Here is a 22,768-nt window from a genome sequence, read left to right on the forward strand (position 1 = left end):
TCGAGCGGTCGCCCCTCGGGCACCTCGGCTTGCGGCCCCCGGGGCGCTTCGCCAGCCGCGATGGCATTCAATCACTTACCGGCAGGCGTGCACGACGCCTTGGCCCCATTGTCCGTCACGCCAGTGACACACTCGGTGCCGATGGCCAAGAATCACCGATCCGATCAATCCCCGGCGGACCCGGCGTCCCGCCCGTCTCCGGGCGCGGTCCTGGACCGGCTCGCCTCGGGACCGAGCCGGGCTGCGCGCATCACTCATACGGAGCACTTGCCCCCGCGCGCGGGCCGCCATGCCGTCTGGCCTGACCGGATTCGGTCCGATGTGATCGCGGCCGTGCAGACGGCGGGCATCGAGCACCCCTGGGTGCACCAGGCGCTGGCCGCCGAGCACGCCCTGGACGGCGATTCGGTGGTCGTCGCCACCGGCACCGCCTCCGGCAAGTCACTCGCGTACCTCGTGCCCGTCCTGTCCACCCTCCTGGACGGCTCCGAGGCCCCGAACGGCCGCGGGGCCACCGCCCTGTACCTGGCCCCCACCAAGGCGCTCGCGGCGGATCAGTGCCGGTCGGTGAAGGAACTTTCACAACCCCTCGGCAGCGCCGTACGCCCCGCCGTGTACGACGGCGACACCCCGGTCGAGGAACGGGAGTGGATCCGCCAGTACGCCAACTACGTCCTCACCAACCCCGACATGCTGCACCGCGGGATACTCCCGTCCCACCCGCGCTGGTCCTCCTTCCTGAAGGCGCTCAAGTACGTCGTCATCGACGAGTGCCACACCTACCGGGGTGTCTTCGGCTCGCACGTCGCCCAGGTGCTGCGCCGGCTGCGCCGCCTGTGCGCCCGCTACGGCGCCTCGCCCGTCTTCCTGCTGGCCTCCGCCACCGCCGCCGAACCCGCCGTCGCCGCCCGCCGGCTGACCGGGCTGCCGGTGGTCGAGGTGGCCGACGACGCCTCCCCGCGCGGGGAACTCGTCTTCGCCCTGTGGGAGCCCCCGCTCACCGAGCTGCACGGCGAGAGGGGCGCACCCGTACGGCGTACCGCCACCGCCGAGACCGCCGACCTGCTGACCGACCTCACCGTGCAGGGCGTGCGCTCGGTGGCCTTCGTACGGTCCCGGCGTGGCGCCGAGCTGATCTCGGTGATCGCCCAGGAGCGACTGGCCGAGGTCGACCGCTCCCTGGTCCGGCGGGTCGCGGCCTACCGGGGCGGCTACCTTCCCGAGGAGCGGCGCGCCCTGGAACACGCCCTGCACTCCGGCGACCTCCTCGGCCTCGCCGCCACGACGGCCCTGGAACTGGGCGTGGACGTCTCGGGCCTCGACGCGGTGGTGATCTCCGGCTATCCGGGCACGCGCGCGTCCCTGTGGCAGCAGGCGGGCCGCGCGGGCCGCTCCGGACAGGGCGCACTCGCCGTACTGGTGGCCCGCGACGACCCGCTGGACACCTTCCTCGTCCACCATCCGGAGGCCCTGTTCGACCAACCGGTGGAGTCGACGGTCCTCGACCCCGACAACCCCTACGTCCTCGCCCCCCACCTGTGCGCCGCCGCCGCGGAACTCCCGCTGACCGAGCAGGACCTGGACCTGTTCGGTCCCGCCTGCGCGGACGTGCTGCCCCAGCTGGAGGCCGCGAAGCTGCTCCGCCGGCGCACCAGGGCCTGGCACTGGACGCGCCGGGAGCGGGCCGCCGACCTGACCGACATCCGCGGCGCGGGCGGCCACCCGGTGCAGGTCGTCGAAGCGAGCACCGGCCGCCTGCTGGGCACGGTCGACGCGGGCGCCGCGCACTCCACGGTCCACGAGGGCGCGGTCCACCTCCACCAGGGCCGCACCTATCTGGTGCGCCGGCTGGACCTGGAGGATTCGGTCGCCCTGGTCGAGCAGGCCGACCCGCCGTACTCCACGGTCGCCCGCGACACCACCTCGATCTCCATCCTCGAGACGGACACCGAGATCCCGTGGGGCGCCGGCCGCCTGTGCTACGGCTCGGTCGAAGTCACCAACCAGGTCGTCTCCTACCTCCGCAGACGCCTCATCACCGGTGAAGTGCTCGGCGAGACGAAACTCGACCTCCCTCCCCGTACGCTGCGCACGCGCGCGGTGTGGTGGACGGTCACCGACGACCAGCTGGACGAGGCCCGGATCATCCCGGAGATCCTCGGCGGCTCCCTGCACGCCGCCGAGCACGCCTCCATCGGCATGCTGCCCCTGTTCGCCACCTGCGACCGCTGGGACATCGGCGGCGTCTCCGTCCCCCTGCACCCCGACACCCTCCTTCCGACGGTCTTCGTCTACGACGGCCACCCGGGCGGCGCGGGCTTCGCCGAGCGCGCCTTCCACACCGCACGCGCCTGGCTCGCCGCCACCCGCGAGGCCATCGCCTCCTGCGAGTGCGAGGCCGGCTGCCCGTCCTGCATCCAGTCCCCCAAGTGCGGCAACGGCAACGACCCGTTGCACAAGCGGGGGGCCATACGGCTCCTCACGGTGCTGTTGCGGGGGGCGCCGCAGGAGCAGACCGAGCCGGCGGCCGACCGGGGCGAGAGCCGTCCGGGGACGCCGCAGGAGACGCCCCGGGACGCGCAGGCGGGGAAACCGGCGCAAGGGGAGCCGGCACCGGCCCCGCCGGGCCCGCTCTCGACCTGACCCGCGCCGTGAACGGCCCTCTTCCCGAGGCCGCCGTCACGTCCGAGACCTCGCCCACGAGTGCGCACCGCACCAGCCGTACGTCCTGGGCCGCCGCCACCCGTCCGGCCCGGTCACAGGCCTGCGCGGCGCCCTCGGCCCAGTGGTCCGCCGCCGCGAGCGCGGCCAGATCGGCACCGCCGGCCGCACGGTGCCGGACGACGACGGCGTGCCCCAGCGCGAGCACCGCGCCGAACACCGCGCACAGCAGCGCGATCACCCCGAGGCTCCACACGGTGGCGGACCCCCGGTCCCGACCGGAGCACGCCCGGCCCTCCGAACACCCTTGCCCCCTGCCCTGCTTCTGCTCCTGCCCCTGCTTCTGCTTCTGCAGACGGCCGGCCCCGCACGCGCGGCCGCCGGTCCGCTCCGCCTCCCTTCTCACGGCGCCCCCTCCCGCGCTCCCACCGTCTCCTCGGACAGTGCGACGGCCTGCTCACGGACCTCGAGGGGCAGCCCGCCGAGCACTGCCGGTCTGGCCACCACGGTCACCCGGACCTGGTCTCCCTCGCGCTCCACGCTCACGCGGGCCCCGCGCGGCGCCGCCTCCCGGGTCACCGTCACCACCGCGTCGGCCGGATCCTGCCGGGCGGCGGCCCGGGCGCCCGTGCGGGCCGCGTCCACGCACTGGATCTGTGCCGCCACCACGAGCAGCCCCCCGACCAGCGCCATCGTGAACGCCACCAGCACACAGAGCACCACGGCCGCCTCCGCGGTCACGAACCCCCGGTCCGCGCCCCGCTCACATCCGCGCACTGAGGGCCTTCTTCACGATGGCCTGCAGCTCCGCCCGGACCTCGCCGCTGGTGACGACCTCGTAGAGCAGCAACGCGAATCCGACGGCCGCGATGATCCCCATCGCGTACTCGGACGTCACCATGCCGGCGTCCTTCCGGCACCTCTCCCGCAGCCGCAGCGCCGTTTCCTTGATCTTCCGGTTCATTCCAACCCCCGCGAGGTTCAGGTCATTCGTGGTCGTCTTCGCCTGTTCGGTCATGCTTGGTCCTGCTCGCCCCGCACATCTCACCTCCCTCCCATCGCGCCGCCCGCGAGTCCGATCACGACCGGGAGCACACCGACCGCGATGAACGCCGGCAGGAAGCACAGGCCGACGGGCGCGGAGATCAGCACGGCGGCACGCCGGGCCCGGGCCGTCGCCGTGCGGGACCACCGCGCGCGTGCGTCCGAGGCGAGGCGGGCGGCCGGCCCGGCCGCCGGCAGTCCGGACTCGTCGGCCCGCTCCAGCAGCCGCGCCAGCGCCTGTGCGCCGGGCAGCGCGGCCAACCGGCGCCAGGCACCGGCCGGTTCACCACCCAGCCGTACCTCTGCCGCGCCCCGCGCCAGCGCCTGCCCGACAGGTCCGCCGAGCGCCTCCCCCACCGCCTGGGCGGCGACCACCGGGCCGGCACCGGCCGTGATGCAGGCGGCCAGCAGATCGGCGGCGAGCGGGAGTTGGCGCGCGGCCGCGGCGGTGTCCACCGGCTCCGCCCGCCGCGGCGCCGTCTGCCGGCTGCGCCACCGCCACAGTCCGACGCCGACGGCCAACCCCAGGACCGCGCCGGTCAGGCCGCCGGCCAGCACCCACACCCCGCACACCGCCCCGGCCGGCGGCAGCCACCGCTGCATCACGCCCGCGATCTGGAACGACGGCCTGGCGCGTGCCAAGTCCGCTCCCAGCAGCCCGGCCACCCGCCGTCGCGCCCGGCGCCGTCGCCGAGCCAGGTCCAGCCGCCACACCGCCCAGCCGAGTCCCGGCACCGAGAAGGCGGCCATCCCCAGCCTGTGGACAACTTCCCCGCTCATACCGACCGCCCTCCTTCGTACGCCCTGCACCGCGTGCCACGCCCCAGCCGAGTCCCGGCACCCCTACGTCCGCCCCTTCGCCCGCCCCGAACCCCCGCCGGGCACCGACCGCTTCGCCCGCCGCCCCGACCGCCCCACGGCCCGTACTCCGCTCCCCCGCTCACACCGCCTCCGCTCCCCGTACGATCCGGGCCGCCCATCCCAGCCCGGCCGCCTCGAACGCCGTACCGACCACCAGGCAGGCGAGTCCGGGGCCGGTGTGCAGCAGGACGTGGAGCGGGTGGGCGCCCATGGCCGTGCCGAGAAGCAGGCCGAGGGCGGGCAGGACGGCGAGGAGCACCGCGGTCGCCCGGGCGCCCGCCAACTGCGCCTGCAGATCGGCCCGTTGGTCCCGCTCGGCGCGCAGGGCAGCGTCCAGCCGGTCCAGGCCGGCCGCGAGTCCGGCACCCTGGTCCACGGCCACCCGCCAGCACGCGGCCAGCCCGAGCAGGCCCTCGGCACCCGGCTGCCGGGCCGCCGCGGCGAGCGCACCGGGCACGTCCCCGCCGAACCGTGCCGCCGCGACCACGGCCGCCTGCGCGTCGCCGAGCCCGCCGCAGTCCCGCGCGGCCCGCAGCAGCGCCTCGCCCGGCTGCCGTCCGGCGCGCACCTCCCCGGCCAGGGCCCCGCACAGGGCGATCACCGCGTCGGCGCGCCGCTCCCGGGTCCGCCCGGCCTGGCGGGCCAGCCGCACCCGGCGCAGCACCGGCACCCCGGCCGCCCCCGCGACGACCGGAATCACCGAGGCGCCCAGCAGCGCGAGCAGCAGCCCGGCCGCAAGCGCCCACCACTCGGCCCCGAACCGGCCGCGCAGCCTGCGTAGTTCCACGCTCGCCCGCTCCCATGCGGGCGGTCCGGCCGCCGCGGTTGCGCCGTCCGCGAGCAGCAGCCGTGCCCGCCGCATCCCGTAGTGCCGCCCGCCCATGTGCCAGACCAGCGCGCCGAGACAGATCAGCGCGGCCGTCATGGACGTCCCACCGGTCACTTCCGTCACTTTTCCCAGTCCTCCCCGAACTCGCCCGCGCCATCGAGCAGGTGCCGCAGCCGTTCCCAGCCCCGCTCCCGCACAAAGGCCCGCTCGCCCCGGCGCAGGGCCGGGACCGTCCGCACCAGCCCCGTGGCGTCCCGCTCCAGCACATGCACCTCGGCGATCCGGCGCCGCCCGGACCGGTCCCGTACGACATGCAGGACCACGCAGAGGGCGGCCGCCAACTGGCTGTGCAGTGCGGCCCGGTCGAGCCCCGCGGCCGTGGCCAGCGCCTCCAGCCGGGCCGGGACGTCCGCGGCGGCGTTGGCGTGGACCGTGCAACAGCCCCCTTCGTGGCCGGTGTTGAGGGCCGCGAGCAGATGCACGACCTCGGGTCCGCGCACCTCGCCGACGACCAGCCGGTCGGGCCGCATCCGCAGCGCCTGCCGGACGAGGTCCTCCAGGGTGACCAGGCCCGCACCCTCCTGGTTGGCGGGCCGGGTCTCCAGGCGGACGACGTGCGGGTGGTCGGGCCGCAGCTCGGCCGAGTCCTCGGCGAGCACGATCCGCTCGTCCGCGCCGGCCAGGCCCAGCAGGGCGCTGAGCAGGGTCGTCTTGCCGCTTCCGGTGCCGCCGCTGATCAAGAAGGACAGCCGGGCCGCCAGCAGCGCCCTGAGGATCCGGTCCCCGTCGGGCGGCACCGTGCCGGCCGCGACCAGTTCCTCCAGGGTGAACGCCCGGGGCCGTACGACGCGCAGGGACAGGCAGGTACAGCCGACGGCGACCGGGGGCAGCACGGCGTGCAGCCGGGTGCCGTCGGGCAGCCGGGCGTCCGCCCACGGCCGGGCGTCGTCCAGGCGCCGTCCGGCCACGGCGGCCAGCCGCTGCGCGAGGCGCCGGACCGCCGCGGGGTCGGGGAAGGTCACTCCGGTCAGCTCCAGGCCGCCGCCGCGGTCGACCCACACCCGGTCCGGGGCGGACACCAGGACGTCGGTGACGTCCGGATCGGCGAGCAGCGGCTCCAGGGGGCCACTGCCGACCAGTTCGCTTCTCAGGTGGGCGGCCGCGCCGAGGACTTCGGCGTCGCCGAGCACCCGGCCCTGTTCGCGCAGGGCCTGGGCCACGCGCGCGGGGGTGGGTTCGGCGCCGCTCTCGGCGAGCCGGCGCCGTACACCGTCGAGCAGGGCGGCGCCGTCGGCCCGGTCGAGTCCGGGGAGTGTCATCGGCTGCCTCCGGCCTCGGCCAGCGCACGCTCCCAGAAGGCCGTGCAGAAGCGGGCGAGCGGGCCGCGGCCGGTCGCGCCGGGCGGTTTCGCGCCGCCCTGCGGGCGCAGCAGTGCCGGTTCGACGGGGACCTCACCGGCCAGCGGCAGGCCGAGCAGCCGGGCCGCCTCCCTGCCGTCCAGGCCGGGCGCGTACGGCCCGCGTACGGCAACTCGCACATCGCGTACGACCATGCCGACGGCGGACGCCACCCGCCCGGCGGCGGCGACCGCCCGCAGTTCGGCGGGGACGACGAGCAGGGCCAGGTCGAGCTGGGCGAGGGCTTCGGCGACGCCGTCGTCGAGGCGCCGGGGCAGGTCGACCACGACCGTGCCGCCGCGCCGCCGGGCGGCGGCGAGCACCGCGCGCACCGCCTGGTGCGGGACGGCGACGCAGTCTCCGCGGTCCCAGCTGAGCACGCGCAGCTTGTGCAGCTCCGGCAGCGACTCCTCCAGCGCGCCACCGCCTACCCGCCCGCGGGAGGCGGCGAAGGCGGGCCAGCGCAGCCCTTCGGCGCTCTCTCCGCCGAGGAGTACGTCGAGTCCGCCACCGAGCGGGTCGGCGTCCACCAGGAGGGTGCGCAGGCCCTCGCGCGCGGAGGTGACGGCGAGGGCACACGCGAGCGTGGAGGCACCGGCTCCGCCCCGGCCGCCGATCACCCCGACGGTGAGGGCCGGGCGGCCGGCTCCCTCGGCGACGTCGGCGATGCGGTCGACCAGCCACTGCTCGCCGTCTGGCAGCATCAGGACGTGGTCGGCGCCGATCTGGACGGCTCGCTTCCACACTCCCGAGTCGTCCTGGTCACGGCCGACCAGCACCACTCCGCGCCGGCGCGCGGCCCCGCCGACACGCCGGGCGGCGTCGTCGCCGACCAGCACGAGCGGGGCCGTGTCCCAGCCACCGCCGTGGTCCGGTACGCCGTGGTGGACCTCGGGTGTGGCACCTGCGGCCGCGCACAGGCGCAACAGGTCGTCCAGCAGCTCGGGGTCCTCGGTGACGATGAGCGGCCGGCCCGGCCGGTCCGAGGTGCCGGGCGGCGGGTCGTGAGTGACAGTTCCGGTCACGGGTTTCCCCCTTCGCTGCGTGGGCCGCGCAGCCCCGTCGGCCCCGCGATTCCCGAACGTGCGGAGAACCGGCAAGCGGCCCCCATATGAGCGGCCGACAGAAACCGGCCATACGCGCTGCGGCAATCGGAACCGGCCATGAACTCGCCACGACCGCAGCGCACAGGAATCACGGTGCAGCGATCCGCGAAATAATGTGGATCTTGGTCGATAACTGTGGACAACTCGACCCCTGTGAATATTTCCGTCACCCATACCGGTGACGTCTGCACCGATCCCTGTGCGACTTCCACAGCGCAGCGCCATGATTACCGTGAGTAACAAAACCTGGGCGTGCGGAAGCGGCGCCCGCCGCGGCGCCACACAGGCCGCACGGTCGCGGAAAGAAGGAGGAGAAGGGCGAAAACCCGCCCGGACATGCGACGACCCCCGCCGGGGGGGAGAGCGGGGGTCGTCCCCACGGCCGACTCGGGGGGGGAGGAGTCGGACCGGGTTAGCACGGTCGCGAACGATCCGTGACTTCCATGGTGTACCCGAGAGCCCTCTCAGGCAAACCCACGCGCCCCACCTTACGCCGAATGGTGGGCGCCTATGCTCGGGGACGTGGAAAACCACTCCTTGCCCCGCGCAGCGGCCTTCTTTGACCTGGACAAGACGGTCATTGCGAAGTCGAGCACGCTCACCTTCAGCAAGTCCTTCTACCAAGGCGGGCTGATCAACCGCAGGGCCGCGCTGCGTACCGCATACGCCCAGTTCGTCTTCCTGGCCGGCGGCCTCGATCACGACCAGATGGAGCGCATGCGCGAGTATCTGTCCGCCCTGTGCCGCGGCTGGAACGTACAGCAGGTGCGGGAGATCGTCGCCGAGACCCTGCACGACCTGATCGACCCGATCATCTACGACGAGGCCGCCTCCCTCATCGAGGAGCACCACACGGCCGGGCGGGACGTGGTGATCGTGTCGACCTCGGGCGCCGAGGTGGTCGAGCCGATCGGCGAACTGCTGGGCGCGGACCGGGTGGTGGCCACGCGCATGATCGTCGGCGAGGACGGCTGCTTCACCGGGGAGGTGGAGTACTACGCCTACGGCCCGACCAAGGCCGAGGCGGTCCGCGACCTGGCCGCGTCCGAGGGCTACGACCTCGAGCGCTGCTACGCCTACAGCGACTCGGCGACCGATCTGCCGATGCTCCAGGCGGTCGGGCACCCGCACGCGGTCAATCCGGACCGGGCGCTGCGCCGTGAGGCACTCGCGCGCGCGTGGCCGGTTCTGGAGTTCCGCCGGCCGGTCCCGCTCAAGAAGCGGCTGCCCGCGCTCTCCGTCCCGCCCCGCCCCGCACTGGTCGCGGCGGCGGCCGTAGGGGCGGCGGCGGCCACCGCCGGCCTCGTCTGGTACGCCAGCCGGCGCCGGAGCACGGCCTGAACCGACACCCCACTTCGCCCGTTTCACTCCTGTTTGAACCTGAAAGTAAAGAAGTGCAAGCAGGGGTTCCGCTTCCCCCCGGCTCGCGGTAGAAAGAATTCAGGCCCGCGAGACCAAAGGACATCCGAGAGGATCACCTACCACTACGCAGTTGGCCCACGGACCCCGCATGAACATCGGGCACCCACGCGACGTCGACCCGTCGATTACGGGCCAGCAGCACCAGGTGACGGGCAAAGTCCCCGACCTGATGGGCGCATATCGAGGACGCTTGGTAACCGGGTGAGCATGCCAGCGGCGGTACGAGTACTCGTACCGCCGCAACTCTTGTCCCGGCGCCCTCGCGCCGGATCACCGGCTCAGGCCGCGCCGCGCTGGAGCGCCTCGCACACGGCCGTCGACTCGCGCACGCCCAGCTCGACCGCCCTGCCGCAGTGCGCGATCCAGGCCGCCATACCCTCGGGGGTGCCGGACACGTATCCGTCCAGCGCCGCCAGGTAGGAGGCGCGGCCCAGTTCGGCGTATCCGACCTCGGCCGGACAGATCGCCTTCGGGTCCAGGCCGCTGCCGATCAGGACGATCCGTTCGGCCGCGCGCGCGACCAGGCCGTTGTGGGACACGAAGGGCCGCAGCGCGAGCAGTTCGCCGTGCACCACGGCGGCCGTCACCAGCGCGGGCGCGGCCGTTCCCGCGATGATCAGGTCCGCGAGTCCCTCCAGCCGGCCGGAGACCTCCGCGGCGTCCGGCAGGGGCAGCTCGATCAGCGGCTCGTCCACGGACTCGCCCGCCCGGCGCGGCCTGCCGACCTCGTCGCCGCCGCTCGCCGCGGCCACCATGTGCAGCCGGGCCAGCACCCGCAGCGGCGACTGCCGCCAGATGGACAGCAGCTGCCCCGCCTCGGCCGACAGGCGCAGGGCGGCGCCCACCACCCGGGCCTCGGCATCGCCGCTGAAATCGGTGCGCCGCCGCACCTCCTCCAGGGCCCAGTCGGCACCGGACAGTGCCGCGGAGCCGCGCGAGCCGCGCAGGGCGGCCTCGGCGGTGATCGCGGTGCTGCGGCGCCGCATGATCCGGTGTCCGTAGACCCGGTCCACGGCCTTGCGCACGGACTCCACGGACTCGGCCACACCGGGCAGCGAGCCCAGGGCCGCAAGCGGATCGGCGGTCGCGCCTGTCGTACTCATGAGTAAGACACTACGCACCTCATCGGCCCGCCCCTCGATGGAGTGGTCTTCTTCACTTCCTCCTGACACACACAGCCATCACCCGACTACCGTTGGTGAACATGAAAATTGCTTTCGTCGGGAAGGGCGGCAGTGGCAAGACCACGCTCTCCTCCCTCTTCATCCGTCATCTCGTGGCCGCCGGCGCCCCGGTGGTCGCCATCGACGCGGACATCAACCAGCACCTCGGCCCGGCGCTCGGGCTCGACGAGGCGGAGGCCACCGCGCTGCCCGCCATGGGCGAGCGGCTGCCGCTGATCAAGGACCACCTGCGCGGCAGCAACCCGCGCATCCACTCCGCCGCGACAATGATCAAGACCACCCCGCCCGGTGAGGGCTCGCGCCTGGTCCGGGTCCGGGAGCCGAACCCGGTCTACGACGCCTGCGCCCGCCCGGTGGAACTCGACGGCGGCGCCGTCCGTTTGATGGTCACCGGCCCCTTCACGGACGCCGACCTGGGGGTCGCCTGCTACCACTCCAAGACGGGAGCGGTGGAGCTGTTTCTGAACCACCTCGTCGACGGCCCCGACGAGTACGTCGTGGTCGACATGACGGCGGGTTCGGACTCCTTCGCCTCCGGCATGTTCACCCGCTTCGACATGACGTTCCTCGTCGCCGAACCGACCCTGAAGGGGGTATCCGTCTACCGCCAGTACAAGGAGTACGCCCGCGACTTCGGCGTCGCCCTGAAGGTCGTCGGCAACAAGATCCAGGAACAGGACGACATCGACTTCCTGCGCGCGGAGGTCGGGGACGACCTGCTCGTGACGGTCGGACGCTCGGACTGGGTGCGCGCCATGGAGAAGGGCCGCCCACCCCGCTTCGATCTCCTGGAGGAGGCCAACGCCCGCGCCCTGCACACCCTTCGGGCCGCCGCGGACGCCACGTACGAGCTGCGGGACTGGGAGCGCTACACCCGCCAGATGGTGCACTTCCACCTGAGGAACGCCGAGGCCTGGGGCAACGAACGCACCGGGGCCGACCTGGCCGCGCAGGTCGACCCCTCCTTCGTGCTCGGCGAGGGCGTCGGCGCGGGCATGACCACTCCTGTCTGACCACTCCCGTCCGGCCTCTCGCGGCCGGCCGCACCCGTACGACAACTCCCGCCCGGTTCCTTCCGCTTGCCCCCTACTGTCTGACCGCCGGCGCCCCGGGCACGCCCTTGGGCGCCGGAGCCGGACGGCCGGAGAGGAAGGACGCCCAGCCCTGCCGGGGCGCCTCGCCCACCCGCAGGCTGCGCAGCTTCTCCAGGGTCTGCGGGTCCTGTGCGTCCAGCCAGTCGACCAGCTGGTGGAAGGACACACAGCGCACGTCAGGCTTGCCGCACACCTCCTTCACCGTGTCCTCGACGGCGCGCATGTACGTGCCGCCGTTCCAGGACTCGAAGTGGTTGCCGATGATCAGCGGCGCTCGATTGCCGTCGTAGGCCCGGTAGAAGCCCTTGACGAGGCCGTCACGCATCTGGTCGCCCCAGTAGTCGAACTTGTCGGGGTCACCCTGGGTCTTGGTGCCCGACTGGTTGACCATGAAGTTGTAGTCCATGGTCAACTGCTCATAGGTGTGCCCGGGGAAGGGGACCAGCTGCATGGACACGTCCCACAGCCCCTCCTTCTTCTTCGGCCACACCTGGTTGTTGACTCCGCTGGAGTCGTAGCGGAAGCCCAACTCCCGGGCCGCCTTCGTAAAGTTCCGCTGTCCTTCCAGGCAGGGGGTGCGGGCGCCGATCAGCTCCTTGTCGTAGTCGAAGGGCAGCGGAGCCGCCGTGTTCATGCCGGTGTTGGTCTTCCAGGTCTTCACGAACTGCTTGGCCTGGGCGATCTCGCTCTTCCACTCGTCCACCGACCAGGTGCCGACCCCGCCGTCGGGCCCGCAGAAGTGGCCGTTGAAGTGGGTGCCGATCTCATTGCCCTCCAGCCAGGCCAGTCTCGCCTGCTTGACGGTGTTGGCGATTCCCTGCTCGTCGTTGAAGCCGATGTCGGAGCGGCCCGGCGAGTGCTGAGGGGGCCTGTAGAGGTCGCGCTTGCTCTCCGGCAGCAGGTAGACACCGCTGAGGAAGAACGTCATGGTCGCGTGGTTCTCCTTGGCGACCTTACGGAAGTGCGAGAACAGCTTCTGGCTGTCCTCGCCCGAACCGTCCCAGGAGAAGACGACGAACTGGGGTGGCTTCCGGCCGGGCTTGAGCCGCTCCGGCCGGGGCAGATACGGCTGCGCGCCGGTGTACGCGGTGGATCCGTCACCGATCAGCCGGACCACGTTCTGCGGTGCCGGCGCACCCTTCTGCGGACCGGGCGCCCCTTCCTTCGGACGGTTCGAGCCGGTCACGCAACCGGCGAGCGCCGAGGCGCAGGTCGCGGTGACCACAATGCCGACGGCGATCCTCTGGGTGGCGGTCATTGTTCCGCCCACCTTCTTCCTTCTCTCGGGCAAACGCTGACGAGGGCCGTTTTCTGGTGATCTGCCGGGCTTGCACCGACAGCGCGGCCAAGGTCGCACGGAAGCGAGAAGGAATTAGTACGACAAGCCGATCAAATGATTACTTCACCCATGCGTGGGATCGGCTGCGTCATTTGCCCCGAAAAATAATGCTCTGCCTTTACTCCTCATTGCGGGTCGCTTACCGATCATGCTCCATTTCGCCCAGTCCCCGACCACCCCGGCCCCACGGGCGGTGCGCTGCGCGCTCACGGCCGGCACCGCCCCCGCCAACCCCGGACACTTCCTGTCCAGTTGGCCCGGCCGCATCCATGGACCCAACAGGTCTAAACCAATTTGTCCGACAACTCTTGTCATCGGACCCTCCGGTCTGATGAGCTGTGGCCTGGGACACAACGGACACCCTTCGAAAGGGAGATGTCGTGAGCAACGAAAGCCTGGCCAACCTGCTCAAGGAAGAACGCAGGTTCGCGCCGCCCGCCGACCTGGCCGCGCATGCCAACGTCACCGCGGAGGCGTATGCACAGGCCAAGGCTGACAGGCTCGGCTTCTGGGCCGAGCAGGCCCGTCGGCTGACCTGGGCCAAGGAACCGACCGAGACACTGGACTGGTCGAACCCGCCGTTCGCGAAGTGGTTCAAGGACGGCGAACTGAACGTCGCCTACAACTGCGTGGACCGCCACGTCGAGGCCGGGCACGGCGACCGCGTCGCCATCCACTTCGAGGGCGAGCCCGGCGACAGCCGATCGATCACCTACGCGGAGCTGAAGGACGAGGTCTCCAAGGCGGCCAACGCCCTGCTGGAGCTGGGCGTTCGCAAGGGCGACCGGGTCGCCGTCTACATGCCGATGATCCCGGAGACCGCGATCGCGATGCTGGCCTCGGCCCGCATCGGCGCCGCGCACTCGGTCGTCTTCGGCGGCTTCTCCGCGGACGCGCTCGCGACCCGGATCCAGGACGCGGACGCCAAGGTCGTCATCACCGCCGACGGCGGCTACCGGCGCGGCAAGCCGTCCGCGCTGAAGCCGGCAGTGGACGAGGCGATCAGCAAGGTCGACAACGTCGAACACGTGCTGGTGGTGCGCCGTACCGGGCAGGACGTCGCCTGGCAGGACGGGCGGGACCACTGGTGGCACGACCTGGTCGAGCGCCAGTCCGCCGAGCACACCCCCGAGGCGTTCGAGGCCGAGCACCCCCTGTTCATCCTCTACACCTCCGGTACGACGGGTAAGCCGAAGGGCATCCTGCACACCTCCGGCGGCTACCTCACCCAGACGGCGTACACCCACTGGGCGGTCTTCGACCTCAAGCCGGAGACGGACGTGTTCTGGTGCACGGCCGACGTCGGCTGGGTCACCGGGCACTCGTACATCGTCTACGGCCCGCTGGCCAACGGCGCGACGCAGGTCATGTACGAGGGCACCCCGGACACCCCGCACCAGGGCCGGTTCTGGGAGATCGTGCAGAAGTACAAGGTCACGATCCTCTACACGGCGCCGACGGCGATCCGGACGTTCATGAAGTGGGGCGACGACATCCCCGCGAAGTTCGACCTGTCCTCCCTGCGCATCCTCGGCTCGGTGGGCGAGCCCATCAACCCCGAGGCATGGGTCTGGTACCGCAAGCACATCGGCGCGGACAGGACGCCCGTCGTGGACACCTGGTGGCAGACCGAGACCGGCGCGATGATGATCTCGCCGCTGCCCGGCGTCACCACCGCCAAGCCCGGCTCCGCGCAGACCCCGCTGCCCGGCATCAGCGCGACCGTCGTGGACGACGAGGCGAACGAGGTGCCGAACGGCGGCGGTGGCTATCTGGTGCTGACCGAGCCGTGGCCGTCGATGCTGCGCACCATCTGGGGCGACGACCAGCGGTTCCTCGACACCTACTGGTCCCGTTTCGAGGGCAAGTACTTCGCCGGTGACGGCGCGAAGAAGGACGACGACGGGGACGTCTGGCTCCTCGGCCGTGTCGACGACGTGATGCTCGTGTCGGGTCACAACATCTCCACCACCGAGGTGGAGTCGGCGCTCGTCTCGCATCCGTCGGTCGCCGAGGCCGCCGTCGTCGGCGCCGCCGACGAGACCACGGGCCAGGCGATCGTCGCCTTCGTGATCCTGCGCGGTACGGCATCGGAGGACGACACGCTCATCGGCGCGCTGCGTGACCACGTGGGCGCCACGCTCGGCCCCATCGCCAAGCCCAAGCGGATCCTGCCGGTGGCCGAGCTGCCCAAGACCCGCTCCGGCAAGATCATGCGCCGCCTGCTGCGCGATGTCGCCGAGAACCGGCAGCTCGGTGACGTCACGACACTGACGGACTCCTCGGTCATGGACCTCATCCAGTCCAAGCTGCCGGCCGCGCCGAGCGAGGACTGAGCGGCACCCTGAGCCCCGCGGGGCACCCGGCCGACGAAACGCGCCGGGTGCCCCGCGTGCGTCCACCGAGCACACCACCGGTCCCGGACCACACCCTTTGAGCAACCAGCCAACTTAGGTAAGCTAAGTAAAGCGTCAGGAACGTGACAAGGGTGCGCCGGGAAGTCTGGTCGGCATGTGAGCCGTCCTGCCCACCCACCGGAGGTCCCCGCCGTGGCCACGCCCCGCACCCGAACCGCCCCCCGCAAGGTCCTCGGCCGGCTGTCCCTGCCCGAGCGGGCCTTCGTCGCGGACGCGCTGCGGACCGAGACCGTCGGCGGCGTCCTGCTGCTCCTCGCCGCCGTGGCGGCGCTGATCTGGGCGAACGTCCCCTCCCTCCACCACAGCTACGAGACGGTCAGCCACTTCCGCCTGGGCCCCGGCGCACTCGGCCTGAACCTCTCCCTGGCCCACTGGGCCGCCGACGGCCTGCTCGCGGTGTTCTTCTTCGTGGCCGGCATCGAGCTGAAGCGCGAGCTGGTCGCCGGGGACCTGCGGGACCCGAGAGCAGCGGTGCTGCCCGTGATCGCCGCGCTGTGCGGCATGGCCGTACCGGCGCTCGTCTACACCCTCACCGCCCTCACCGGACACGGCTCGACGCAGGGCTGGGCGGTGCCCACCGCCACCGACATCGCCTTCGCGCTGGCCGTCCTCGCGGTGATCGGCACCTCCCTGCCCAGCGCACTGCGCGCCTTCCTGCTCACCCTCGCGGTCGTCGACGACCTCTTCGCGATCCTGATCATCGCGGTCTTCTTCACCGACCGGCTGAACTTCGCCGCCCTCGGCGGGGCCGTCGCCGCCCTGGCGGTCTTCTGGCTGCTGCTGCGCAAGGGCGTGCGCGGCTGGTACGTGTACGTCCCGCTCGCGCTCGTGACCTGGGCGCTGATGTACAACAGCGGCGTGCACGCCACCATCGCCGGCGTGGCGATGGGCCTGATGCTGCGCTGCACCACCCGGGAGGGCGAGGAGCACTCGCCGGGCGAGCACCTGGAGCATCTGGTGCGGCCCCTGTCGGCCGGGCTCGCGGTGCCGGTGTTCGCGCTGCTCAGCGCCGGGGTGAAGATCTCCGGCGGGGCGCTCGGGGACGTGTTCACCAAGCCGGAGACGCTCGGCGTGGTGCTCGGGCTCGTCCTCGGCAAGACGCTCGGCATATTCGGCGGCACCTGGCTCACCGTCCGCTTCACCCGCGCCTCCCTCAGCGAGGAGCTGGCCTGGGCCGACGTCTTCGCAGTGGCCTCGCTCGCCGGACTAGGCTTCACCGTCTCCCTGCTCATCGGCGAACTGGCCTTCGCCGGTGACAGCGTCCTCACCGACGAGGCGAAGGCCGCCGTCCTCACCGGATCGCTGATCGCGGCGGTGTGTGCGACGGTTCTGCTGAAGATGCGCAACGCCGGATACCGCAGGCTGTGCGCGGAGGAGGAGCGCGACGACGACCTCGACGGCATTCCGGACATGTACGAGCAGGACGACCCCGCCCATCACCTGCGCATGGCGGCGCTCCACGAGCGCAAGGCCGCCGAGCACCGGCGCATCGCCGCCGAGCGGGCTGCCGCGGCGCGCCACGGGCTTGCGGAAGTGGCGGGCGGGGCAGGCGAGGAGAACGAACGTCCGGCATGATCTGACGAGACGGTACAAAACAAGACGGCCACACGAGCAGGACGGCCGGACCGGACGGCCCGACGAGCGGGGTGGCCGTACCGGACCGGACACCTGCGGCACGAGAGACCTTTGAGGGAGAACGCGATGAGCGCACCCGACGGCAGCCCGGTCGGCGCCGAACGCAGCATCGGCCAGCTGTTCGCCTCGGCGACGACCGAGATGTCGGCGCTGGTGCACGACGAGATCGCGCTGGCCAAGGCGCAGCTGAAGCAGGACGTGAAGCGCGGCGCGGTCAGCGGCGGTGCCTTCTCGATGGCGGGCATGGTGCTGCTGTTCTCCCTGCCGATGCTGAACTTCGCCCTCGCGTACGGCATCCGGACCTGGAGCCACTGGAACCTCGCGATCTGCTTCGTGCTGTCCTTCGCGGCCAACGTGCTCGTCGCCGTCCTGCTCGGGCTCATCGGCCTGGCCTCCGCGAAGAAGGCCAAGAAGAGCAAGGGCCCGCAGAAGGTGGCCGCGTCGGTGAAGGAGACGGCGAGCGTCCTGCAGAACGCCAAGCCGCACCCGCGCGCGGAGCTGCCCGAGGACCGCACCCCCGCGGCCATCGAAGCTGTGGCACGCTCGTCGTCATGAGCGACCCCGCCCCCTCGGCCGTACGGATCGAAGGTCCCTGGAGCCACAGGGACGTCGCCGCCAACGGCGCACGCTTCCACATCGCCGAACTCGGCGACGGCCCGCTGGTGCTGCTGCTGCACGGCTTCCCGCAGTTCTGGTGGACGTGGCGGCACCAGCTGGTGGCGCTCGCGGACGCGGGCTACCGGGCGGTGGCGATGGACCTGCGCGGCGTCGGCGGCAGCGACCGCACGCCCCGCGGGTACGACCCCGCGAACCTCGCGCTGGACGTCACCGGCGTGATCCGCTCGCTCGGCGAGCCGGACGCGGCGCTGGTCGGTCACGACCTGGGCGGCTACCTGGCGTGGACGGCGGCTGCGATGCGGCCCAAGCTCGTACGACGGCTCGCCGTGGTGTCGATGCCGCATCCGCGGCGCTGGCGGGCGGCGATGCTGCGCGACGCCCGGCAGACGGCCGCCGGCTCCTACGTCTGGGGTTTCCAGCGGCCGTGGCTTCCGGAGCGTCAACTCACCGCGGATGGCGGTGCGCTGGTGGGCCGGCTGATCCGGGACTGGTCCGGCCCGCGGTCCCCGGAGGACGAGGCGGTGGAGACGTACCAGCGGGCCATGTGCATCCCGTCGACCGCGCACTGCTCGATCGAGCCGTACCGCTGGCTGGTCCGCTCGCTGGCCCGCCCGGACGGCATCCAGTTCAACCGCCGTATGAAACGCCCCGTTCGGGTGCCCACGCTCCATCTGCACGGCTCACTGGATCCGGTGACACGCACACGCAGCGCGGCCGGCTCGGGCGAGTACGTCGAAGCCCCGTACCGCTGGCGGCTGTTCGACGGCCTGGGCCACTTCCCGCACGAGGAGGACCCGGTGGCGTTCTCCACGGAACTCGTCAACTGGCTGAAGGATCCCGAGCCCGATCGGTGACGGCCGGCGGTGACCGAATGGTGACGGGCCGGATGCGCGGAGTATCCGGTTCCTGAACAGTTGTCCCCCGAGCGGCCACATGCCTGCCGCATAGGCCAATTGGGGGGCGCGCAGGCGGTTATCGACCTTCGAGCGGGGCACACGTCGGGGTATGGGCTGGACGCACGACAGTGACGCACCCCGCAACCGCCGCTCGACCGCCGGTCCGGGCACGCCTCAGCGAGGCGCCCCGCAGCTCGCGGAAGCGGATCTGCGGGTAGGGATTCCGCACATCCTGCGCCGCCGGGCCCGCTGGGTCTCGGTACGCCTGCGCCACCCGCGCGGCTGAGCGCGCGCAGCGGCTCACGAGGCGCGAGCGGACGACGCCCCGCCCGGGGGCCCGGGGTTCACAGGGCGCAGCTGTCCGTACCCACTTCCTCGGTCGCCGTGCGGCCCCGGTCGATGTCGGGACGGATCTCGTCCGCCGTGAGGGCGTAGCCGGTCTCGGCGTCGTCGAGGGACTTGGCGAACACCACGCCGTACACCCTGCCCGCGGGGGTGAGCAGCGGGCCGCCCGAGTTGCCCTGGCGCACGGTCGTGTACAGGGAGTAGACGTCGCGGCTGACCGTGCCGCGGTGGTAGATGTCCGGGCCGTTGGCCGTGATGCGCCCGCGCACGCGCGCGGCGCGCACGTCGTACGAGCCGTTCTCCGGGAAGCCCGCCACGATCGCGTCGTCGCCTCCTGCCGCGTCCGGGCCGGAGAACCGCAGCGAACTCGCCCTCAGGTCCGGCACGTCGAGGACGGCGATGTCGCGCTTCCAGTCGTACAGGACGACCTTGGCGTCGTACTTGCGGCCCTCTCCGCCTATCTGCACCGTCGGCGCGTCGACCCCGCCGACCACGTGCGCGTTGGTCATGACGCGGCGGTCGGCGAAGACGAAACCGGTGCCTTCCAGGACCTTGCCGCAGCTCTGGGCGGTGCCGGTGACCTTCACGATGGAGCGCTGGGCGCGGACGGCGACCTGGCTGCCGGCGAGCGCCGGGTCGGGCGGCCGGACGTCCTTGATCGGCTCGTTGGCGAAGGGGCTGAAGACCTGCGGGAAGCCGTTCTGCGCGAGGACGGTGGAGAAGTCCGCGAACCAGGTGTCGGCCTGCGCGGGCAGGGCCCGGGAGACCCCGAGGAGCACCTTGGAGCCGCGCACCTCCTTGCCGAGCGTCGGCAGCGTGGTGCCGGCCAGGGCGGAACCGATCAGCCAGGCGACCAGCAGCATCGCGACGACGTTGACGAGCGCGCCGCCGGTGGCGTCCAGGGCGCGGGCCGGGGACCAGGTGATGTACCGGCGCAGTTTGTTGCCGAGGTGGGTGGTCAGGGCCTGGCCGACGGAGGCGCAGACGATGACGACGACCACGGCGACCACGGCGGCGGTCGTGCCGACGGTCGCCTTGTCGGTCACGGCGTCCCAGAGGACGGGCAGCGTGTACACGGCGACGAGGCCGCCGCCGAGGAAGCCGATCACCGACAGGATGCCGACGACGAAGCCCTGGCGGTAGCCGACGACCGCGAACCACACGGCCGCGACCAGCAACAGGATGTCCAGCACGTTCACTGCTTCAGGCCTCGCCTACTCCACTCCGCTCCCCCGCGGCTCGGACGGGGGTCCGGCCCGCCACGCAGTGGCAAGGGGACACGGCGTCCCCCGGGGATGACACAGCACGGGGGACACCCTGTCATGACCGCCAGTCGAGCGGGACCCGCTTCTCCCTGTCCCAGGGGCGCTCCCAGCCCGCGAAGTGCAGCAGGCGGTCGATCACTCCGGCCGTGAAACCCCACACCAGGGCCGATTCGACCAGGAATGCCGGACCTCGGTGGCCGCTGGGGTGGACGGTGGTGGCGCGGTTGGCGGGGTCCGTGAGATCCGCCACGGGGACCGTGAAGACCCGCGCGGTCTCGTTCGGATCCACGACGCCGACCGGGCTGGGCTTGCGCCACCAGCCGAGCACGGGGGTGACGACGAAGCCGCTGACCGGGATGTAGAGCGCGGGCAGCACGCCGAAGAGCTGGACTCCGGACGGGTCGAGGCCCGTCTCCTCCTCGGCCTCGCGCAGCGCGGCTCTGAGCGGGCCGTCGGCGTGCGGATCGCCGTCCTCGGGGTCGAGCGCGCCGCCCGGGAAGGACGGCTGCCCCGCGTGCGAGCGCAGGGAGCCGGCGCGCTCCATGAGCAGCAGCTCGGGGCCGCGCGCGCCCTCGCCGAAAAGGATCAGCACCGCCGACTGCCGGCCCGAGCCGTTCTCCGGCGGCAGGAAGCTGCTCAGCTGGATCGGCTGGACCGTCTCCACCGCCCGCACCACCGGCGCCAGCCAGTCCGGCAGCCCTTCCTTGCTGAGCGTCACCGCACCGCCCTGAGCCTCGTCGGCCCTCGTCATCGCCGCCCCCCTCGCCTCTGCCTGTCCAACGCCCGAGGGCCCCGAGATCGTTCCGTCACGCGGCCCCCAGCGGCGGGGCCGGCTTGCCGCCCGCGTCGAGGTACGCCTGCGGGGGCTTCAGGCGCTGGCCGGGGAAGCCGCCCTTCTCGTACTTCAGCAGCTTCTTCGCCTTGTCCGGATCGGTCTCGCCCTCGCCGTAGGCCGGGCAGAGCGGGGCGATCGGGCAGGCGCCGCAGGCGGGCTTGCGGGCGTGGCAGATCCGGCGGCCGTGCCAGATCACGTGGTGGGACAGATCGGTCCACTCGCTCTTCGGGAACAGCGCGCCGACGGCGGCCTCGATCTTGTCCTGGTCGGTCTCCTCCGTCCATTTCCAGCGCCGGACCAGCCGCTGGAAGTGGGTGTCCACGGTGATCCCGGGCCGCCCGAAGGCGTTGCCGAGGACGACGAAGGCGGTCTTGCGGCCGACGCCGGGCAGCTTGACGAGGTCCTCCAGCCGTCCGGGCACCTCGCCGCCGTAGTCCTGCACGAGGGCCTTGGAGAGCCCTATGACGGACTTGGTCTTCATCCGGAAGAAGCCGCAGGGGCGCAGGATCTCCTCGACCTCCTCCGGGTTGGCGGCGGCGAGGTCCTCCGGAGCCGGGTACCTGGCGAAGAGCGCCGGGGTCGTCTGGTTGACGCGCAGGTCCGTGGTCTGGGCCGACAGCACGGTGGCGATGAGCAGCTGGAAGGGGTTCTCGAAGTCCAGCTCGGGATGGGCGTACGGGTACACCTCGGCCAGCTCGCGGTTGATGCGGCGGGCGCGGCGCACCAGGGCGGTGCGGGACTCCTCCGCCGGAGGCTTCACCTCGACCCTCCTGACGGGCGCCGCCTTCTTGACGGCGACCTTTTTGGCCGTTTTTACGGTTTTCTTACTGCCGCCGGAGGCCTGTTCGCCCACAGCGGAATCACGACGTACAACCACCCGCTAAGCCCCCTTGGCCTGTGCTCTCACCGGTGATTTGGACACCCGGCCAGCCTAGAGCCCGGCACCGACATCCGCCCCGGACCCGAAGGATCGGCCCCCGATTGGACCCCTGACGCTTACCTCGGCACACCTGTACGGCATCCTTGTGACAGATCACACTGTTTGGACCGTCCGGCAAAATGGGGAACACGGTCCCCTGGTACCACGGGGAGCAAGATCCCCTGAGCAGGTCGACAAGGAGAGAACTCGTGGACGATGTTCTGCGGCGCAACCCGCTCTTCGCGGCTCTCGACGACGAGCAGTCCGCGGAGCTTCGCGCCTCCATGAGTGAGGTGACTCTCGCACGTGGCGACTCCCTGTTCCACGAGGGCGACCCGGGCGACCGGCTCTACGTCGTCACCGAGGGCAAGGTCAAGCTCCACCGCACCTCACCCGACGGCCGCGAGAACATGCTGGCCGTGGTCGGCCCCGGCGAGCTGATCGGCGAGCTGTCGCTCTTCGACCCGGGCCCGCGCACGGCGACCGCCACCGCGCTGACCGAGGTCAAGCTGCTGGGCCTGGGCCACGGCGACCTCCAGCCCTGGCTGAACGCCCGCCCCGAGGTGGCCACCGCGCTGCTGCGCGCCGTCGCCCGCCGCCTGCGCAAGACCAACGACGCCATGTCCGACCTGGTCTTCTCCGACGTCCCCGGCCGCGTGGCGCGCGCTCTGCTGGACCTCTCGCGCCGCTTCGGCGTGCAGTCCGAGGAGGGCATCCACGTCGTCCACGACCTCACGCAGGAGGAGCTGGCCCAGCTGGTCGGCGCCTCGCGCGAGACCGTGAACAAGGCGCTGGCGGACTTCGCCCAGCGCGGGTGGCTCCGCCTGGAGGCGCGGGCCGTGATCCTGCTGGACGTGGAGAGGCTCGCCAAGCGCTCCCGCTAGTCCGCACGGCCCTCGGG

General features: G+C 72.1%; 19 protein-coding genes and 1 pseudogene. 8 read left to right on the plus strand and 12 right to left on the minus strand.

Annotated features, from left to right (window positions below; translation table 11 throughout):
- Window positions 1-60 precede the first annotated feature (60 nt).
- Window positions 61-2,643, plus strand: a complete 2,583-nt coding sequence (locus A6P39_RS20255; protein ID WP_079133426.1) for a DEAD/DEAH box helicase — start codon at window positions 61-63, stop codon at window positions 2,641-2,643.
- 40 nt (window positions 2,644-2,683) lie between these two features.
- Here the strand turns inward: A6P39_RS20255 and A6P39_RS45525 are convergent.
- The 7 genes and pseudogenes from A6P39_RS45525 to ssd form a co-directional block, all read right to left on the minus strand.
- Window positions 2,684-3,067: pseudogene (locus A6P39_RS45525) on the minus strand (Rv3654c family TadE-like protein); the annotation flags it as partial.
- Complete coding sequence (locus A6P39_RS20265; RefSeq protein ID WP_331454138.1) at window positions 3,064-3,438, minus strand: TadE family type IV pilus minor pilin; 375 nt, start codon at window positions 3,436-3,438, stop codon at window positions 3,064-3,066. The pseudogene A6P39_RS45525 and the gene A6P39_RS20265, both read right to left, overlap by 4 nt.
- A complete protein-coding gene (locus A6P39_RS20270) occupies window positions 3,425-3,625 on the minus strand; it encodes a DUF4244 domain-containing protein (protein ID WP_079133434.1) in 201 nt (66 codons plus the stop codon). The genes A6P39_RS20265 and A6P39_RS20270 overlap by 14 nt, the downstream gene beginning before the upstream one ends.
- A gap of 80 nt (window positions 3,626-3,705) precedes the next feature.
- Window positions 3,706-4,485: a type II secretion system F family protein gene (locus A6P39_RS20275; protein ID WP_199840820.1), complete on the minus strand. Its 780-nt coding sequence runs from the start codon at window positions 4,483-4,485 to the stop codon at window positions 3,706-3,708.
- A 160-nt stretch (window positions 4,486-4,645) separates the two neighbouring features.
- Entirely contained in the window at window positions 4,646-5,491 is an 846-nt protein-coding gene (locus tag A6P39_RS20280) for a type II secretion system F family protein (RefSeq protein ID WP_199840822.1), read from the minus strand.
- Between the two features lie 23 nt (window positions 5,492-5,514).
- Window positions 5,515-6,714, minus strand: coding sequence for a TadA family conjugal transfer-associated ATPase (locus A6P39_RS20285; RefSeq protein ID WP_067046695.1), 1,200 nt, complete (start codon window positions 6,712-6,714; stop codon window positions 5,515-5,517).
- Window positions 6,711-7,817: a septum site-determining protein Ssd gene (ssd, locus tag A6P39_RS20290; RefSeq protein ID WP_067046698.1), complete on the minus strand. Its 1,107-nt coding sequence runs from the start codon at window positions 7,815-7,817 to the stop codon at window positions 6,711-6,713. The genes A6P39_RS20285 and ssd overlap by 4 nt, the downstream gene beginning before the upstream one ends.
- A gap of 591 nt (window positions 7,818-8,408) precedes the next feature.
- Between ssd and A6P39_RS20295 the strand changes: the two genes are divergently transcribed.
- Window positions 8,409-9,239 carry an HAD family hydrolase gene (locus tag A6P39_RS20295; RefSeq protein WP_067046700.1) on the plus strand — a complete coding sequence of 277 codons (831 nt, stop codon included), beginning with the start codon at window positions 8,409-8,411 and terminating at the stop codon, window positions 9,237-9,239.
- Window positions 9,240-9,598: 359 nt separating this feature from the next.
- Here A6P39_RS20295 and A6P39_RS20300 read toward each other — a convergent pair whose 3' ends face one another.
- Window positions 9,599-10,423, minus strand: coding sequence for a Fic family protein (locus A6P39_RS20300; RefSeq protein WP_067046703.1), 825 nt, complete (start codon window positions 10,421-10,423; stop codon window positions 9,599-9,601).
- A gap of 101 nt (window positions 10,424-10,524) precedes the next feature.
- Between A6P39_RS20300 and A6P39_RS20305 the strand changes: the two genes are divergently transcribed.
- Window positions 10,525-11,517 (plus strand): ATP-binding protein, encoded by a 993-nt coding sequence (locus A6P39_RS20305; protein ID WP_199840821.1) that lies wholly within the window; start codon window positions 10,525-10,527, stop codon window positions 11,515-11,517.
- Between the two features lie 73 nt (window positions 11,518-11,590).
- On the opposite strand, the gene A6P39_RS20310 is transcribed toward A6P39_RS20305, so the two are convergent.
- Window positions 11,591-12,856, minus strand: coding sequence for a hypothetical protein (locus tag A6P39_RS20310; RefSeq protein ID WP_067046708.1), 1,266 nt, complete (start codon window positions 12,854-12,856; stop codon window positions 11,591-11,593).
- Between the two features lie 461 nt (window positions 12,857-13,317).
- On the opposite strand from A6P39_RS20310, the gene acs reads away from it, so the two are divergent.
- The 4 genes from acs to A6P39_RS20330 all read left to right on the plus strand — a co-directional run bounded on the left by acs (window position 13,318) and on the right by A6P39_RS20330 (window position 18,461).
- Entirely contained in the window at window positions 13,318-15,273 is a 1,956-nt protein-coding gene (acs, locus tag A6P39_RS20315) for an acetate--CoA ligase (RefSeq protein ID WP_067046711.1), read from the plus strand.
- 213 nt (window positions 15,274-15,486) lie between these two features.
- Window positions 15,487-16,929, plus strand: coding sequence for a Na+/H+ antiporter NhaA (nhaA, locus tag A6P39_RS20320; protein ID WP_067046715.1), 1,443 nt, complete (start codon window positions 15,487-15,489; stop codon window positions 16,927-16,929).
- Window positions 16,930-17,055: 126 nt separating this feature from the next.
- Window positions 17,056-17,544: a phage holin family protein gene (locus A6P39_RS20325; protein ID WP_067046718.1), complete on the plus strand. Its 489-nt coding sequence runs from the start codon at window positions 17,056-17,058 to the stop codon at window positions 17,542-17,544.
- On the plus strand, window positions 17,541-18,461 hold the full coding sequence (locus A6P39_RS20330; protein WP_067046721.1) for an alpha/beta fold hydrolase: 921 nt from the start codon (window positions 17,541-17,543) through the stop codon (window positions 18,459-18,461). Before A6P39_RS20325 ends, A6P39_RS20330 begins: the two co-directional genes overlap by 4 nt.
- A 386-nt stretch (window positions 18,462-18,847) precedes the next feature.
- On the opposite strand, the gene A6P39_RS20335 is transcribed toward A6P39_RS20330, so the two are convergent.
- The 3 genes from A6P39_RS20335 to nth all read right to left on the minus strand — a co-directional run bounded on the left by A6P39_RS20335 (window position 18,848) and on the right by nth (window position 21,801).
- A complete protein-coding gene (locus A6P39_RS20335; protein ID WP_067046725.1) occupies window positions 18,848-20,047 on the minus strand; it encodes a MarP family serine protease in 1,200 nt (399 codons plus the stop codon).
- Between the two features lie 121 nt (window positions 20,048-20,168).
- Entirely contained in the window at window positions 20,169-20,864 is a 696-nt protein-coding gene (locus A6P39_RS20340; RefSeq protein WP_067046728.1) for an NUDIX hydrolase, read from the minus strand.
- 55 nt (window positions 20,865-20,919) lie between these two features.
- Window positions 20,920-21,801 carry an endonuclease III gene (gene nth, locus A6P39_RS20345; RefSeq protein WP_067046731.1) on the minus strand — a complete coding sequence of 294 codons (882 nt, stop codon included), beginning with the start codon at window positions 21,799-21,801 and terminating at the stop codon, window positions 20,920-20,922.
- 275 nt (window positions 21,802-22,076) lie between these two features.
- Between nth and A6P39_RS20350 the strand changes: the two genes are divergently transcribed.
- Complete coding sequence (locus A6P39_RS20350; protein WP_018547939.1) at window positions 22,077-22,751, plus strand: Crp/Fnr family transcriptional regulator; 675 nt, start codon at window positions 22,077-22,079, stop codon at window positions 22,749-22,751.
- The last annotated feature ends 17 nt before the right edge of the window (window positions 22,752-22,768 follow it).

This window comes from Streptomyces sp. FXJ1.172 (genome assembly GCF_001636945.3).
Lineage (GTDB): Bacteria > Actinomycetota > Actinomycetes > Streptomycetales > Streptomycetaceae > Streptomyces.